Source organism: Amycolatopsis sp. DSM 110486 (assembly GCF_019468465.1).
Classification (GTDB): Bacteria; Actinomycetota; Actinomycetes; order Mycobacteriales; family Pseudonocardiaceae; genus Amycolatopsis.
This window is the reverse complement of sequence record NZ_CP080519.1, coordinates 7,581,547-7,596,714: the sequence shown is the minus strand read 5'-3', so window position 1 is coordinate 7,596,714 and position 15,168 is coordinate 7,581,547. Positions and strand designations below refer to the sequence as shown.

The 15,168-nt window shown below is 72.2% G+C and carries 15 protein-coding genes; 10 read left to right on the top strand and 5 right to left on the bottom strand.

The window, feature by feature from the left end; all coding sequences use genetic code 11:
* Positions 1 to 66: 66 nt before the first annotated feature.
* From K1T34_RS36790 to K1T34_RS36750, 9 genes are all read left to right on the top strand, one after another.
* Positions 67 to 1,260, top strand: coding sequence for a carboxypeptidase-like regulatory domain-containing protein (locus K1T34_RS36790; protein WP_220239326.1), 1,194 nt, complete (start codon positions 67 to 69; stop codon positions 1,258 to 1,260).
* A gap of 14 nt (positions 1,261 to 1,274) precedes the next feature.
* On the top strand, positions 1,275 to 1,721 hold the full coding sequence (locus K1T34_RS36785; RefSeq protein WP_220239325.1) for a MarR family winged helix-turn-helix transcriptional regulator: 447 nt from the start codon (positions 1,275 to 1,277) through the stop codon (positions 1,719 to 1,721).
* A gap of 118 nt (positions 1,722 to 1,839) precedes the next feature.
* On the top strand, positions 1,840 to 2,478 hold the full coding sequence (locus K1T34_RS36780) for an HD domain-containing protein (RefSeq protein ID WP_220239324.1): 639 nt from the start codon (positions 1,840 to 1,842) through the stop codon (positions 2,476 to 2,478).
* Positions 2,479 to 2,873: 395 nt separating this feature from the next.
* A complete protein-coding gene (locus K1T34_RS36775) occupies positions 2,874 to 3,788 on the top strand; it encodes a DUF6745 domain-containing protein (protein ID WP_220239323.1) in 915 nt (304 codons plus the stop codon).
* A gap of 46 nt (positions 3,789 to 3,834) precedes the next feature.
* Complete coding sequence (locus tag K1T34_RS36770) at positions 3,835 to 4,305, top strand: hypothetical protein (RefSeq protein WP_255637812.1); 471 nt, start codon at positions 3,835 to 3,837, stop codon at positions 4,303 to 4,305.
* Positions 4,306 to 4,393: 88 nt separating this feature from the next.
* On the top strand, positions 4,394 to 5,227 hold the full coding sequence (locus K1T34_RS36765) for a peptidoglycan-binding protein (protein ID WP_220239322.1): 834 nt from the start codon (positions 4,394 to 4,396) through the stop codon (positions 5,225 to 5,227).
* A 107-nt stretch (positions 5,228 to 5,334) separates the two neighbouring features.
* Complete coding sequence (locus K1T34_RS36760) at positions 5,335 to 6,162, top strand: LLM class flavin-dependent oxidoreductase (protein WP_220239321.1); 828 nt, start codon at positions 5,335 to 5,337, stop codon at positions 6,160 to 6,162.
* Between the two features lie 39 nt (positions 6,163 to 6,201).
* Positions 6,202 to 6,648 carry a hypothetical protein gene (locus K1T34_RS36755; RefSeq protein WP_220239320.1) on the top strand — a complete coding sequence of 149 codons (447 nt, stop codon included), beginning with the start codon at positions 6,202 to 6,204 and terminating at the stop codon, positions 6,646 to 6,648.
* 17 nt (positions 6,649 to 6,665) lie between these two features.
* Positions 6,666 to 7,886, top strand: a complete 1,221-nt coding sequence (locus tag K1T34_RS36750; RefSeq protein ID WP_220239319.1) for a TetR/AcrR family transcriptional regulator — start codon at positions 6,666 to 6,668, stop codon at positions 7,884 to 7,886.
* A gap of 194 nt (positions 7,887 to 8,080) precedes the next feature.
* On the opposite strand, the gene K1T34_RS36745 is transcribed toward K1T34_RS36750, so the two are convergent.
* From K1T34_RS36745 to K1T34_RS36725, 5 genes are all read right to left on the bottom strand, one after another.
* The gene (locus tag K1T34_RS36745) at positions 8,081 to 8,854 is read right to left on the bottom strand and encodes an enoyl-CoA hydratase/isomerase family protein (protein WP_220239318.1); all 774 of its coding nucleotides are present in this window, start codon (positions 8,852 to 8,854) and stop codon (positions 8,081 to 8,083) included.
* Positions 8,851 to 10,356 carry a class I adenylate-forming enzyme family protein gene (locus tag K1T34_RS36740; protein WP_220239317.1) on the bottom strand — a complete coding sequence of 502 codons (1,506 nt, stop codon included), beginning with the start codon at positions 10,354 to 10,356 and terminating at the stop codon, positions 8,851 to 8,853. Before K1T34_RS36740 ends, K1T34_RS36745 begins: the two co-directional genes overlap by 4 nt.
* Positions 10,357 to 11,523 carry an acyl-CoA dehydrogenase family protein gene (locus K1T34_RS36735; RefSeq protein ID WP_220239316.1) on the bottom strand — a complete coding sequence of 389 codons (1,167 nt, stop codon included), beginning with the start codon at positions 11,521 to 11,523 and terminating at the stop codon, positions 10,357 to 10,359.
* A gap of 7 nt (positions 11,524 to 11,530) precedes the next feature.
* Entirely contained in the window at positions 11,531 to 12,814 is a 1,284-nt protein-coding gene (locus tag K1T34_RS36730) for an MFS transporter (protein ID WP_220239315.1), read from the bottom strand.
* Positions 12,815 to 12,976: 162 nt separating this feature from the next.
* Positions 12,977 to 14,023: a PAS domain S-box protein gene (locus K1T34_RS36725; protein WP_220239314.1), complete on the bottom strand. Its 1,047-nt coding sequence runs from the start codon at positions 14,021 to 14,023 to the stop codon at positions 12,977 to 12,979.
* A 108-nt stretch (positions 14,024 to 14,131) separates the two neighbouring features.
* On the opposite strand from K1T34_RS36725, the gene K1T34_RS36720 reads away from it, so the two are divergent.
* Positions 14,132 to 15,157, top strand: a complete 1,026-nt coding sequence (locus tag K1T34_RS36720; protein ID WP_220239313.1) for an NADPH:quinone reductase — start codon at positions 14,132 to 14,134, stop codon at positions 15,155 to 15,157.
* Positions 15,158 to 15,168: the final 11 nt, after the last annotated feature.

Below are 15,168 nucleotides of genomic sequence, written 5' to 3'. Positions count from 1 at the left end.
GAATACTATTCGTGCACGAATAGTTGAGCCGAACATGAAGACTTCCGTGCTCGCCCGGCACCGCTGGTGGTGCGGGGCGGCCACAGGATCTCGCTGCTGCTGGTGCTCGTGTTCATCGGCCTCTACGTCGGGTTCCAGCGCAGCCCGCGGCCCTACCAGGTGCCCGTCGCGGTGGCCGGGACCCAGCTGCAGACGCAGCTCGCCGGGGCGGCCGGGCAGGCCGTGGCCGTCGTGCCCGTCGCCGACCAGGCGGCGGGTGACGCGCTGCTGCGCCACGGCGACGCCGTCGCGACGCTGACGGACCAGGCCGGGCACTTGCGGCTGGACGTCGCCGGCGCGAGCGGCGCCACGACCGTGTCCGCGGCCGAGAAGCTGGTGAGCGCGTTCGCGCAGCACCGGGGGCAACCGCTGGTGATCACGGACGTGCTGCCGCTCTCGGCGTTCGACACCAAGGGGATGTCGGGCTTCTACGTGGCCTTCGGCGTCACGCTGGCGTCGTTCGCGCTGGCGCAGAACCTCCTCGCGGCCGCGCGGCGCGTCCGGCTGCGCCACCGCATGGCGGCGCTCGCGGGGTTCGCGGTGCTGTCCGGGATCGTCGCGGCCACGCTGGCCGGGCCGGTGCTCGGCGCGCTGCCCGCGCCGTTCGTGCCGCTGGCGCTGACCCTCGGCCTGCTCTCGGCCGCGACGGCACTGGCGACCAAGGCCCTGGGCACGTGGTTCGGCGCGATCGGCATCCCGATGTCGACGCTGCTGCTGCTCACCATCGGCAACTCGACCAGCGGCGGCGTGCTCGGGGTGAACCTCCTGCCCGAGCCGGCGCGGTGGGTGTCGGCCGTGCTGCCACCGGGCGCCGCGGTGCGCGCGCTGTCGGACCTCGACTACTTCCACGGCGCCCACCTGCTCGTGCCCGTTCTCACGCTGCTGGCGTGGTCCGCGGGTGCCGCTTTCCTGATCCACGTGCGGGAACGCAGCCGTACCGGGGCCGATGAAGCAGAACAGGCCGGGCCGGCCGGGGAGATCTCGGGTCGCGTCAGCGCCCCGGCGGTCCTCGTCGTGACGGATCCGCAGGGCGCCGTCACCGCGCGATCGGACACCGACGGCCGCGGCCGGTTCCACCTGACCGGCCTGGCCCCCGGCGACGTGACGCTGACCGCCGTCGCCGAAGGGTTCCTGCCGCAGACGCGGGCGCTGACGGTGCCGGCCAGTGGCGGCGCGACCGTGGACCTCGCCCTGGCACCCGCGTACGCCCGCGCCGCATGAGGCAGCCTTGACCCATGGACACCGGATCGGACCACGACACCGAGAGCGGCGAACGTCCGCTCGACGACGCTCCGCTGTACCTGCTGCGCCAGGCGCTGCGCACCTACACCGCGCGCTGGCAGGAGACCGTGCGCGAGCTGACGCCGCCGCAGTACGTCGCCTTGCGGGTGTTGCGGTCCTCCCCCGATCTCGACCAGGCGGCGCTCGCCGAGGCGACGCGCATCGACACGGCCACGCTCACCCCGTTGCTCGCCCGGCTCGAGGAGCGCGGCTACGTCGTGCGGCGCGTCGACCCGGGCAACCGCCGCCGCAAGCTGTTGCGGGTCACCGAGGACGGGGCCGGGGTGCTGCGCCGGGTCGCGCCGCTGGTCGCCGAGACCGAGGACACGTTGCTGGGTGGGCTGAGCACGGAGCAGCGCACGGCGTTCACCGACGTGCTGCGGAGGATCGCGCACGCCTGAGCGATGTCCCTATCGGTGGGGTTCGTGGCCGGTCCGGCCACAGCGCGCAGCGGCCCTCGCGCGACAGGCTGTGAGGACCACACCGTTTCTCAACGCCGCTTTCAAACAAGGAGTCGTGATGACCGAGACGATCGCCGGGATCACCGTGCCGGACACTCAGCTCGTCGCCGAGGTGACATCGCTGATCCGCGAGAAGTCCACCGAGCTGCTGTTCAACCACTCGCGCCGCGTGTTCCTGTTCGGCAGCCTGCAGGCGCGCGCCCTCGGCATCGACCCCGACCCGGAGCTGCTGTACGTGGCCGCGCTGTTCCACGACACGGGGTTAGTGCCGCCGTGGCGCAGCGAGCAGCAGCGCTTCGAGATCGACGGCGCCGACCAGGCCCGGGAGTTCCTGCTCGCGCACGGCCGTTCGGCCGCCGACGCCGACCTCGTGTGGACGTCGATCGCGCTGCACACCACGCCCGAGGTGCCCTACCGGATGGCGCCCGAGATCGCCGCGACCACCGCGGGCGTCGAGACCGACGTGCTCGGCCTGAACCTCGACCGCATTTCCGCCGACGACCGCGCGGCCGTGACCGCGGCGCACCCGCGGCCGGACTTCAAGCGGCAGATCCTGCAGGCGTTCAAGGACGGGTTCGCCCACCGTCCCGACTCGACCTTCGGCACCGTGAACGCCGACGTACTGGAGCATTTCGTGCCCGGCTTCAAGCACACCGACTTCGTCGACGTGATCGAGAACTCCGACTGGAAAGAGTGACGCCGGCCGGCCGCTGCCGCGCGCCCAAGGACGCGGTGGCGGCCAAAACGCTTGCGCGGTCACCACGATTGCTGTCATGATCGCGGTATGTCTGATGGAAAGGGCGTGCTCGCCCTCGCGCGTTGACCGCGCCCGGCGGGCCCGGAGCCCGCGTTCCCGCACCTCCCGAATTCCTTGATCCGCAACGGTCCCGGTGGCAGCTCGCCGAGGCCGCCCGAGCGGAATGGCTCGGCCACGCCCTGTCCTGCGAGCCTGCCGACCGGCCGGCCGCGGAAGCGGCGATCAGTGCGCTCTACGAGCTCGTCGACCAGCCTCCCCCGACGTTCGTGTGGGTCGATTCCCCTGGTGCGGCAACGAAAGTCGTACTACCGAGCCCCGCGTTGTCCCTCGCGTCAATGACCCGGCTGGAAAACCGGTTGGCCGGGTCGCTTTCGGATCTGCGTGCCCGGTTCAACCGCAGGATCGGCTTCTCCGAGAATGCGTGGCCACGGCCGACCTGGCCCGAAGAACCCCAGGAAGCGCTCGATCGTGGCTCCCTCGACTCGTTGCTGGCCTCCGGCGTCCGACGGTCGGTGCGGCGCAGCATCCTCGATTCCGTCGCCGGCACGATCAAGGCCGAACTGCGTGCACCGACCGGGATCGGCTGGTACGGCCAGCACGAAGCCCACTGGGTGGCGCACTACGACGCCCACCGCCGGATCGGTGTCCACTTCGGACACGAAGTCGAACGACAGCTGGACCTGTGGGCGGAAACCGTGCGCTCGTGCGGCTGGTGGTGGCCCCTCGACGACGTCTGCGTACTCACCGAACGCCCGGTCGTCGTCCGCACCGAACCCGTGCCCGGCTCGGAGTACGGCGAGGTGCGGGCGCACGCCGCCGACGGACCGGCCATCGCCTATCCCGACGGCTGGCGCGCGTATGCGTGGCACGGCACGCCGGTGCCGGCGTGGGTGATCGAAGACGTGACAGCCGAAGCCATCAACACCGAACGCAACGTCGAAATCCGACGCTGCGCCGTCGAGCGCCTGGGCTGGGACGGCTACATCGAACGGGCCGGCCTCACGTTCGTCGCGCGAGCACCCGACCCGGGCAACGGGGACGCCGAACTGCTGCTCTACGACGTGCCCCGGGCGCCGGGCACGATCGCGCGCCGGCTGCTGCTCACCGTCAACGGATCCGTGGAACGCGACGGCACGCGCCGCCGCTACGGACTTTCCGTGCCGCCGTGGTTCGACGACCCCGTCGACGCCGCGGGCTGGTCCTACGGGCTCACCGGAGCCCAGTACACCGGCCTGCTGCGCCGCACCTGACGCACTTCAAAATTCCAGCCCTTCGAGACCCCCCAGGGTGATCACCATGACTGAAACATCCACAATGGACACCCAGACCATCAGCCTCGCCGATCTCCTCGACCGCTCCGGCCTCGACGTGCTGGACCACCTCGAACGCCAGGTCGCCGTCCCCGTGCTCGACGGGCCGCAGGCCCAGGGCGACCTCATCGTGATCCCGCATGCCCTCGTGGCCCGCACTGTGGAGCTGAACGGCTGGGCGCTCTGGCAGCCGGTGCCGCCCAGCGGCTTCGAACTGGTGCGCGGTGTGGACGGCCGCAACCCGCACACGCTCGTGGCCGATCCCGGCACCTGCCGGTGGATCTCGGTGCACGACCCGCTGCGCCTGGGCATCGTCGTGTTCGAGAACACCGCGCCCGCGTACCTGATCCACCCCGAGCACGGCGGCAGCGGCGTGGCGCCGGGCCGGTGGCTCGTGCGCCGCCAGCAGGAGCGCGGCGTCACCCTCGCCCGCAACCGGCTGCTGATCGCCGACTGAACCCGGCCTGGACCTTCGAGTTGTACGTCCCTTGTATCCCGTTCCATGATTCTTTGCCCGGATTCATCCGCGGACGAGAGGACCAGGGATGCTCAGGAAGGTCGTCACACTGACCGCGCTCGCGGCGGTGGCGCTCGGCGTGGCCGCACCGGTTTCGGCCGGTGCGGCCACACAGGCGCTGCCCGCGGCGAGCATGGAGGCCGTGCTCAAGGCCGCGCAGATCGACCCGCGCCGCGCCGACAGCACGCAGACCCCCGGCGCGCACGACAGCGTGCTGCTGGTCGAGCAGGCACTTCAGGCCAAGGGGTTGCTCGACGCGAAGTACGTGGACGGGTACTTCGGCACCACGACCATCACGGGGTACTCGGAGTACCAGAAGTCGCTGGGCTACACCGGGATCGACGCCTCGGGCCTGCCCGGCCGCACGTCGCTGGAGAAGCTGGGCGCCGGCCGCTACACCGTCACCGCCGTGATCGCCGCGGGCAGCCACGTGACCTACCACGGCGTCACGCTCAACACCCGCACCAAGGCCATGCTGGTGGCCGCCGAAGGCCTGCTCGGGCGGCAGCTGAGCCTCACGCAGGGCTCGTACAACCCGGGCGGCGTCGACGCGTCGGCCGGCACCCACGACGGCGGCGGCACGTTCGACGTCTCGGTGTCGGGCCTGTCCACCGCGACCCGCACGAGCGTGGTCAAAACCCTGCGCCAGGTCGGGTTCGCGGCGTGGCTACGCACGCCGGAGCAGGCCGACTGGGGTTACCACATCCACGCCGTCGCGATCTCCGACCCGGACCTGTCCTCGGGCGCCCAGCACCAGACGGGCGACTACTACCTGGGCCTCAACGGCCTGGCCGGACGCGGCGCGGACGACGGCCCGGCGGTGAACCCGAAGAAGACCTGGGAGGAGTACCAGCGCGGCTGACCGCGGCGTCCTCGCCGGTTCGGCAAGAGCCGGCGAGGACGTGCCGTGGTGGCACCCGCACCCTCGGCGGTGGTTGTATCGGGATCATCGACTACGGGGGTGTTTCCATGGCGAACAAGGCGTTCCGGTTCGGAGTGGTCGCGGCGGCCGACGGCAGCGGCGCGAAGTGGCAGGCCACGGCGCGGCGTGCGGAGGAGCTGGGCTACTCGACACTGCTCTCACCCGACAACCTCAACCTGCCCTCGCCGACGGCGTCGCTGGCGATCGCCGCGGCGGTCACCACGACGTTGCGGGTGGGGTCGTTCGTGCTGGCCAGTCCGCTGCGCACGCCGCGCGCGGCCGCGTGGGAGGCCCACAGCCTCACGCAGCTCACCGACGGCCGCTTCGAGCTCGGCCTCGGCACCGGCCTGCCCACGATGCGCCAGGCGGCCGACGAGCTGGGCCTGCCCTACGGCTCCGGCCAGGACCGGCTCGACCAGGTGTCCGAGACCATCGACCACGTCCGGCGCCTCGACGGCGCCGCGCACACACCGGTGATGATCGCGGCCGGCGGCCCCAAGGCCCGCCGGCTGGCCGCGGCGAAGGCCGACATCGTCACGCTCGCCGGCGGCGCGCTGACCACGCGCGCCGAGATGGCCGGCCACGTCGAGGAGATCCGCGCGGCCGCGGGTACGCGCGCCGACGACCTCGAGCTGTCGCACAACATCTTCGTGGTGGGCGACGAAGCTCCGCCGTGGATCAGCCGGTTCCTCGGCGGCCTCGACGCGAAAACCCTCATCGAGCGCGATTCGCTCACCGTGCTCAACGGTGACCTCGACACCATGGCCGCCGAGCTCGAACGTCGCCGCGACGAGCTCGGGGTGTCGTACTTCACCGTGAACAGCGCGTTCGTCGAGGAGTTCGCCCCGGTCGTGGAGCGGCTCACCGGCAAGTGACCATGGGACCCTGGGTCCACTTCGGACTCAACGTGGTTGATGGTCACTCCCCTGCTCATCGCCGCCGGCGGCGTGCTGGTGGTCTACGGCTTCCGCGTCCCGCGCCGCCTGGACCGCAGCGCCCCGCGGGCCGCCTCCGCCGTGCGGCGCGTGTCGCCGGCCCTGGTGCTGGTGGTCGTCGCCGTGAGCTTGTTCTGGACCACGGCCACGGTCGCGCAGTGGTCGGGGTGCGGGCTCGCGATGGCGCGGGCGCGTTCGCTGGACCAGCTGCCGAGCGTGATCGTGGACACGAAGGAGCGGCTGTTCCTGCGCAGCCCGGGGATCGAGGAGACCGCGCTGCCGGCTGCGCCGGGACAGACCTTCCGCTACCGCTACCGCGCGTGCAGTTCCAGTTCCAGAACCAGCAGCCGTAGCGGCGCTTCGGCGAAGCCCGGTTGTGGAAGCCATCCCGGCGCGCGCCCGCTAACCTGGTGGGAACGGTGCTGACGCGATGAGGAGAACGAGTGAGCCGGGCGGAAGTTCGCGGGACGAAGCGGCAGTCCTCGCCGTCCGCGCGTCCCAACCGCCGCGCCGAGCTGCTCGCGGCCGCGGCCCGGCTGTTCCGCGAACGCGGCTACGGCGGGGTCTCCGTGGCGGACATCGCCGAGCAGGTCGGCATCACCGCCGGCGCGGTGTACAAGCACTTCCCCGACAAGCGCGCGCTGCTCGCCGAGCCCATCCGGGAGATGGTGCTCACCTGGCGCAACCGCGAGGTGCTCGCGCTGGCCCAGGGCGGCGACACCGACGACGTGCTGCGGCGGCTGGCGACGTCGGTGGTCGGCGTCGTGCTGGAGCGCCCGGACGTGGTGCGCCTGTGGCACCAGGAGGCCCACTACCTCACGAGCGAGGTCCGCGAAGAGCTGGTGGCCGTGCGCGTCGAGGGGGTCGGCCTGTGGCTGCGGGTGCTGGTGGACGCACGGGCAGAACTGACCACGAGCCAGGCGGAGTTCCGGATCCGCGCCGCGCTGGGCCTGCTCAACAGCGTGCCCGCGCTGCCGCGGCGGCGCCTCTCGGCCCACGCGGCGACGCTGGAAACCGTGCTGCTGGCCACGTTGCTCGCGCCGGAACCGCCGAAGAGCCTGCCGGAAATCCGCGTGGTGGACCGGGAGTCACCGGCCGCGGCGGAGAACACGCGCAGCCGCGCGATCCTCGACGAGGCGGCGAAACTGTTCCGCGAACGCGGGTACCACGCCGTGGGCATCGACGACATCGCCGCGGGCGTGGGCATCGCGGGCCCGTCGATCTACAGCCACTTCCCCAGCAAGGCGGCCGTGCTCACCGCCGTGGTCGAGGAGATCGCCGACGAGCTGTGCTGGGGCGGCGCGCTGGCGATGGCCTCGGACGGGACCCCGCACGAGGTGCTCGAACGGCTGGTGACCACGCACGTCCGCACGGCGATCGCGAAGAGCGACCTGATCGCGGTGTGGATGACCGAGGAGCACCACGTGCCCGAAGACCTCGGCGAGGCCGTGCGCCGCGACCGCAAGCGCTACCTGGACTACTGGGTGGGCGCGGTGCTGGCGGTGAACCCGGGCGTGGAGGAAGCGGTGGCGGAGACCGCGAGCCTCGCGGTGATGGAGCTGATCGACGCCGTGGCGCGGTCGAGGCGGTTCGCAGCGGTGCCGGAGCGTCCCGAGTGGACGGTCGGACTCGCGCTGGCGGCACTGACGAGCGTGGCGGTCTGACGCGGACCCTCTGTCTTGAACAGCCACAGTGGACGAACACAGTGGACGAACACCGTGGACGGACACCGATGGCGGGGTGGACCCTCCCCCTCCGGAAGTCCTTCCCCGCCATCGGTGTTCTCAGCCGGTCGCCCTTCGGCTTTCTCCGGTGGCCGCGCCCGTCCGGTTCCGCGGCCACAGGTTCTGCGCGCGGCTCAGTCGCTCGCGCGCTCGGTGCCCTTCCAGCGGTCGGAACCCTTGCGCGCGAACGACCACAGCTGCGCGCTCTGCTCCAGCGGCACGGCCGCCTGCCAGCTCAACGCCGGCGGGCCGACCTCCGCCCGCAGGCTGCGGATCGCCGCCCGCGTGAGGGCCGGGTCGCCGCCACCACGAGCCGCGAGCGCGAGGGCGCGCGGCTCGACCTCCTCGTCGGGCCGCGCCTCGTAGGCGAGCCCGAGCTCCACGGCGCGGCGGCCGTTCACCGACTCGCCCAGCACGCCGAGCACCGTCGCGGCCTCCGGCGTGACGACCCGCGTCAACAACGTGTAGTGCCCACCACCGGGGTGCACGCCCAGGCGCGTGAAGCCGGACGCGAGCACCGCGTCTTCGGCGACGACGCGCACGTCGGCGGCCAGCGCGAGGTTCATCCCGGCGCCCACGGCCCCGCCGCGCACGGCGGCGACCGTCGGCACCTTCAGCGCGCCGAAGCGGAGGAACGCGTCGTAGATCCGTTGCGTGGCGCGGATTCCCTCGTCCGAAGCCGGTGCGGCCGAGATCGCCGCCAGCTCGTCGCGGTCGCCACCCGAGCAGAAGTACCCGCCGGCGCCCTGGATCACGGCCGAGCCGATGGTGAGGTCGGCGTCGATGCGCTCGCACGCGTCGATCAGCGCGCCGGCCAGCTCGCCATCGATGGCGTTGCGCTTGCGCGGGGCGTTGAGGATGAGCACGGCGACGCCGTCGGTCACCTCGAACAGCACGGGTTCGGTCATGGGCGGGCTCCGCGGAGGTCGACGTCGTCGGATTCGTGCGTGCGCAGCAGGGCCGAGCGGACCTTCTGCGTCGCCGTCTTGGGCAGTGCGGGACGCACCGAGATGTAGCGCGGCCAGGCGAACTTCGGCAGCTTGCCGTCGAGGAACGCGGGCAGCCCAAGCGGATCGAACTCGCCGCGCGGCACGACGACGGCGCGGACCTCCTGGCCCACGACCTCGTCGGGCACGCCGACCACGGCCACCTCGTCCACCGCCGGGTGCTCGGCGATCGCCGCCTCGACGTCGGCGGGCCGCACGTTCTCGCCGGCTCGGCGGATCATGTCGTCGGCCCGGCCGTGGAAGACCAGGTAGCCCTCGTCGTCGACCGCGCCCATGTCCCCGGTGTGGAACCACAGGTTGCGGAACTTCTGCAGCGTCAGCTCGGCCTTGCCGTGGTAACCGTCGAAGAGCACGAAGGCCTCACGCGGGCGCACGCAGATCTGCCCCGGCTCGCCGGGTGCCACGGGCACGTCGTTCACGTCGAGGATCGCCAGGTCCATGTCGGGCCGGACGGTACCGCAGGTCCCGCGGCGGCGCTGCCCGGAGCGGTTGGCCGTGACCCAGCCACCGGTCTCGGTCATGCCGTAGAGCTCGTGGACCTCGACGCCCACGTGGTCCTCGATCGTGGTCCACAGCCCGACCGGCGCGCCGCCACCGGTGCAGAAGCGCAGCTTGTGCGGCGGGATGTGCTCGGGCAGCTTGCGCACGAGCATCGCCAGCATCGTGCCGACGTAGGTGAATCCCGTGGCCTCGTACCGGATCGCCTGTTCCAGGAACTTCGCGGGCTCGAACTTCTCCAGCAGCGCCAGGGAACAGCCGGTGGCGATGGCGGTCATCACCGCGTACACCTGCGGGTTGGTGTGGAACAGCGGCAGCGCCACCATGATCCGGTCGTCGGCGCGGATCCCGATCGCGTCGGCCAGTTCCCGGCCGCCGGCGAGGAACGCGCCGTCGGACAGCACCGCGCCCTTGGGCGGGCCGGTGGTGCCGGAGGTGTAGAGCAGGCTGCTCTCGGCGTCGAGCTCCGCCTCGTGCATCGGGTGCGGCGCGAGGCCGGCCACGGCGTGCTCCAGCTCGTCGGCCGTGGTGAAGCCCAGCGTGTGCCCGGGGTCGAAGCCCGCGTCGGCGACCAGGCGCGCGATGCTCGGGGTGTCGCCGACGGCGAACTCGATGCCCGCGTCGGCCACCACCTGGCGGATGTGCGCGCCGGTCGCCTGGTTGTGCAGCGGCACGCACGTGGCGCCGAGCCAGCGCAGCGCGAACCACAGGTAGGGGAACGTCGGCGTGTTGCCGCAGGCGAGCAGCACACGGTCGCCGGCCCGCACGCCGTTGCTCTGCAGCAACGTCGCGGTGCGGGTGACCACGTCGAGCAGCCCGGCCCAGCTGATCACCTTGTCGTCCTGCAGCAGGAACGGAGCGTCGCCGCTGGTCTCGCACCGTTGCTTCAGTGTTGCCGCGAACATCTACCGATCCTCCACCCTGACGGCCTTGACCAGACTCTTCGCGACGGTGTTCTTGAGCACCTCGGCCGATCCCCCGGCCACCTCGTACGCCTTCGCGTCACGCAGGTACCGGCCGAACGGCTGGGTCTCGCGCGTGCCGTGGGCGCCGCACACCTGCACCGCCGTGGAGGCGACCTTCGTGGCGAGCGAGGCCGCCAGCAGCTTGGCCGACGAGGACGAGCGCGCGATGTCGCGGCCCGCGTCGAGATCGCGCGCGGCCTCGTAGGTGAGCAGCCGCGTCGCGTCGATCTGCGCGGCCAGCTCCGCGAAGTACCACTGGATCCCTTGGAAATCCAGGACCTTCGTGCCGAACGCGGAGCGCTTGTCCACGTACCGCAGCGCGCCCTCGAACGCCGCGCGCGCGATGCCGAGGCTGATGCCGGCGGCGAGCGTGCGCGAGTTGGCGAGGGTGACCATCACCTGCTTGAGGCCACGGCCCTCGGTGCCGATCAGGTGGTCGGCGGGCACCTCGACGTCTTCCAGCACCAGGTTGACGTGCGGGCCGTTGCGCAGCCCGAACGTCTCGGCCTCGTGGCCCTGGTAGCTGGACACGCCCGGGGTGTCCTTCGTGACCGCGAACGTCGAGACGCCGACGTCGGTCTCGGCGAGCACCACGAACAGCTCCGCGGCCGCACCGGAGGTGATGAAGGCCTTCTCGCCGTTGAGGACCCAGCCCTTGTCCGTGCGGTGTGCCTTGGTGTCGAGTGTGCGGATGTCGCTGCCGTGCCCGTCCTCGGTCAGCGCGAACGACGCGGGCAGCCCACCGGCGTAGCGCGGCAGGTAGCGCTCCTTGAGCGACTCCTCGCCGTAGAGCTCGATGCAGCGCTGGCTCTGGAAGATCGTGATGAGCGAGATACCCAGGATCGCGCTCGCGACCGAGAGCTCCTCCAGCACGGCGAGCAGGTCGGTCATCGGGCGGCCCTCGCCGCCGTAGCGCGGGTCGAGGGTCATCGAGTTCCAGCCGCGTTCGGCGGTGAGCCGTACGAGGTCGAGCGGATAGCGGTCGTCGCGGTCGAGGGCGTCCGCGACCGGGGCCACGTGCTCCCGCGTGAACTCGCGGGCCTCGAGCGCGAGGCGCTCGTCGACGTGGTCCCTCCAGAGGTGCTGCAAGTCGTTCCCCTTCCTCATTCCCGACTCATTCCACGGCTGTGATGGCCCGGCCGGAGCGGTCGGCCAGGAACAGCGCGGTGATCATCATCAAGGCCACGGCGAACAGGCCGGTCGAAATGCCGCCGCCGAGGCCGTAGCGGGCGGCGAGCAGGCCGACGATCCCGGGCCCGAAGCTCGCGATGCCGCGGCCCACCGAGTAACAGAAGCTCGAGCCCGTGGCCCGGATCGGCGTGGCGAACAGCTCGCCGAACCACGTGCCGAACACGGCGAAGTAGCCCAGCCCGAACGAGATCACGAAGTACATCGCGATCACCGCCCCGGTCGCGGCGCCGGTGGCGATCAGCACCGCGAAGGCGATGAACGCGACCAGCTGAACCGAGGCGAAGGCGAGCAGCGCCTTGCGCCGGCCCCAGCGGTCGCCGAGCGCGCCGGCCGCGATGTAGGAGACGAGCGAGATGGCGGCGCTGACGTAGAGCACCGTCTGCGTCGGTCCGGCGCCCAGGTGCAGGCCGGTCTTGAGGAAGGTCGGCATCCAGGACGAGTAGACGTAGTAGGAGTACTGCGCGCCGAACACCACGACGGTGCCGAGCACGACCATCTTCAGCGCGTTCTTCTTGAACAGCATGGCGAGCCCGGCGGTCGCGGACTCCCGTGCGACGACAGTGCCGGCCTGCCGGCCTTCGGCCTTGGCCCGCTGCAGCTCCAGCCACTGCTTCGACTCCGGGCAGGCGAGCCGGATTGCGACCGCGGCGAGCGCCGGCAACGCGCCGATGGCGAACGCCCAGCGCCAGTTGGGCACGGCCCCGGCGACGAAGATGCCGATCGCGTACGCGGGCCAGATCGCGGCCTGCACCATGCCGCCCGCGAGGCCGCGGCGCTTGGGCGACCACGCCTCGTTCAGCAGCGCGAAGCCGATGGCCCACTCGCCGCCGATCCCGATCCCGGCGATCATCCGGCACACCACGAACAGCCCGAAGCTCGGCGCGAGCGCGCCCAGCCCCGTGCCGATCGCGAACACCCAGATCGTCCACGTGAGCACGCGACGGCGGCCGAACCGGTCGGCCAGCGGGCCGAACAGGATGCCGCCGATCGCCGTGGCCGCGAGCTGCGCCGTGAAGACCGCGCCCACGGCGGCCGTGGAGACGCCGAACGTCTTCCCCACGTCGCCGGCCACCAGCGACAGGATCACGAGGTCGAAGTACTCCATCCCCCAGCCGCTGACCGCGGCCGCGATGATCAGACCGCGCTCTCTTCGGGTGTAGGCGGACCCGGCCACGCCGGCCGGGGCGTTGGTCGCCACTTCGGACATGGGCCACCTGCTTCTTTGCGGGAGGTGAATACTGGTTAGGCGGACGGTAACTCGTCGTTAGCCAGAGTTCAAGGGGGTTCGCGGTCACGGTTGGGAAGCCCGACTCGGTCGAGAGCCGGGCTGGGGTGCTCGCTGCGTTCGAGATGTGCGCGAGTTCCCGGCTCAGAGGGAGAACTCGGCTCTCAGCGTGGTCGGGCCGCCGGGAGGCGAGGTGAGGGTGAAGTGGCCGTCGAGGGCGTTGACGCGGTCGGCGAGGCCCGCCAGGCCGGAGCCGGACGCGCCGGGGGCGGCGCCGCCGACGCCGTCGTCGCGGACTTCGACGGTGAGGTGGCGGGCGTGGGCCGTGATGGTCACGGTGGCCTGGGAGGCGTGCGAATGCTTCACCGCGTTGGTGAGGGCTTCGGCGACGAAGAAGTACGAGCACGCCGCCACGCCCTCGGTGGGCTCGACATCGACCGCACCGGTCACGACGACCGGCAGGGCGGCGCGCGCGGCGAGGACCTGGACCGCGGGGAGGAGGCCGCGCGAGGCCAGGATCGCCGGGTGGACGCCCGAGGCGAGCTCGCGCAGCTCGGTGAGGGCGGTGAGCGTGTGTTCGACGGCCTCGTCGAGCAGCTGCCGGGCGTGCACCGGGTCGGTATCGAGCTCCGCGCGGGCGACCCGCAGTTCGAGCAGCAGGCTGACGAGCTGCTGCTGCGCGCCGTCGTGCAGGTTGCGGGCCAGCCGGCGCCGCGCCGCGGTGGTGCTCTCGACGATGCGGCGACCGGAGGCGCGCGACGCGGCCGCGCGGATCTCTGCCGAGTCGCGCTCGCGCAGCGCCCGCTCGGCCGCGCGGCGTTCGGTCGTGTCGACGAACGCGAGGACCGCGCCCCGCCCGTCCGGCAGGTCCACCGGCGCCGAGCGCCACGCGACCGGGAACTTCGAGCCGTCGCGCCGGAACAGCCAGTCCTCGTCGCGGTGCAGCGTCTCGCCGGTCACGCGCGGGCGCAGCATCGGGCACTCGGCCGCGGGGAACTCCGAGCCGTCGGGGCGGTGGTGGTGCACCGTCTGGTGGCTCGGCCGGCCCCGCAGTTCGGCCAGGTCGTCGTACCCGAGCACGGCGACCGCCGCCGGGTTGGCGAAGACGATCACACCCGCGTGGTCGACGACCCACACCGGCTGGGGCACGGTGTCCAGGATCAGCTCAAGCAGAGCGCGAGGAGGTTCCACGGCACCCTCCGGTCGAGGTCAGCGAGCCGGACGCCCCTTACCGTACCCACGAAACCCCGCAGCGCGCCCACCCGGAATACGCGGGCGCGGCCGGGGCTTGCACGAGAGATGAAGGCTGTCACGTTCACCCGCCACGGCGGGCCGGAAGTGTTGTCGCTGTCGGAGCGGGAGGTCCCGGAGCCGGGCACCGGCGAGGTCCGCGTGCGGATCGTGGTGTCGGCGGTGAACCCCACGGACTGGAAGTCGCGCCGCGGCCCCGGTGAGCTCGCGGGCCCAGCCGTGCCCAACCAGGACGGCGCGGGGGTGGTCGACGCCGTCGGGCCGGGTGTCACGGAGTTCACGCCGGGCGACCGCGTGTGGGTGCTGCTGGCCGCGGCCCACTCCCCCGCATCCGGAACCGCGCAGGAGTACACCGTGCTGCCCGCCGAACGGCTCGTGCGCCTGCCCGACGCGGTCGGCTTCGACGAGGGCGCCGGGTTCGCCATCCCCGCGCTCACGGCGCACCGCGCCCTGACCGTCGCCGAGGACGGGCCGACGCGGCTCGCCCCGGGCGCACTCTCGGGCCGCACCGTCCTGGTCACCGGCGGGGCGGGCGCCGTCGGCAACGCCACGATCCAGCTCGCCCGCTGGGCCGGCGCGACGGTGCTCACCACCGTGAGCACCGAGGCCAAGGCCGCGCTGGCCCGGGCAGCCGGCGCGCACCACGCGCTCCGCTACACCTCCGGCGACCTGGCGGCCGAGATCCGGGCGATCGCCCCCGACGGCGTGGACCTCGTGGTCGAGGTCGCCGCCGGCACGAACACCGGGCTGCACGCCGACGTCCTGCGCACCCGCGGCACCGTCGCGGCGTACGGCGACGACCGCGGCACCGGCACGATCACCCTCGAGTTCGGCCGCAACCTGTGGCTGAACTCGCGTTACCAGTTCCTGGTCCTCTACACCGTCGGCCTCGACAAGCTCCGCGCCGGCGCGGAGGACGTCACCGCGGCGCTGGCCGACGGCGCCCTGCGCCTGGGCGAGGAGCGCGGCCTGCCGGTGCACCGCTTCCCCCTGGAGCAGACGGCACAAGCCCACGAAGCCTCGGAGAACGGCGTGACGGGCAAGATCCTCATCGACGTGACGCCGGCGTCCTGAACCCTGCGCCG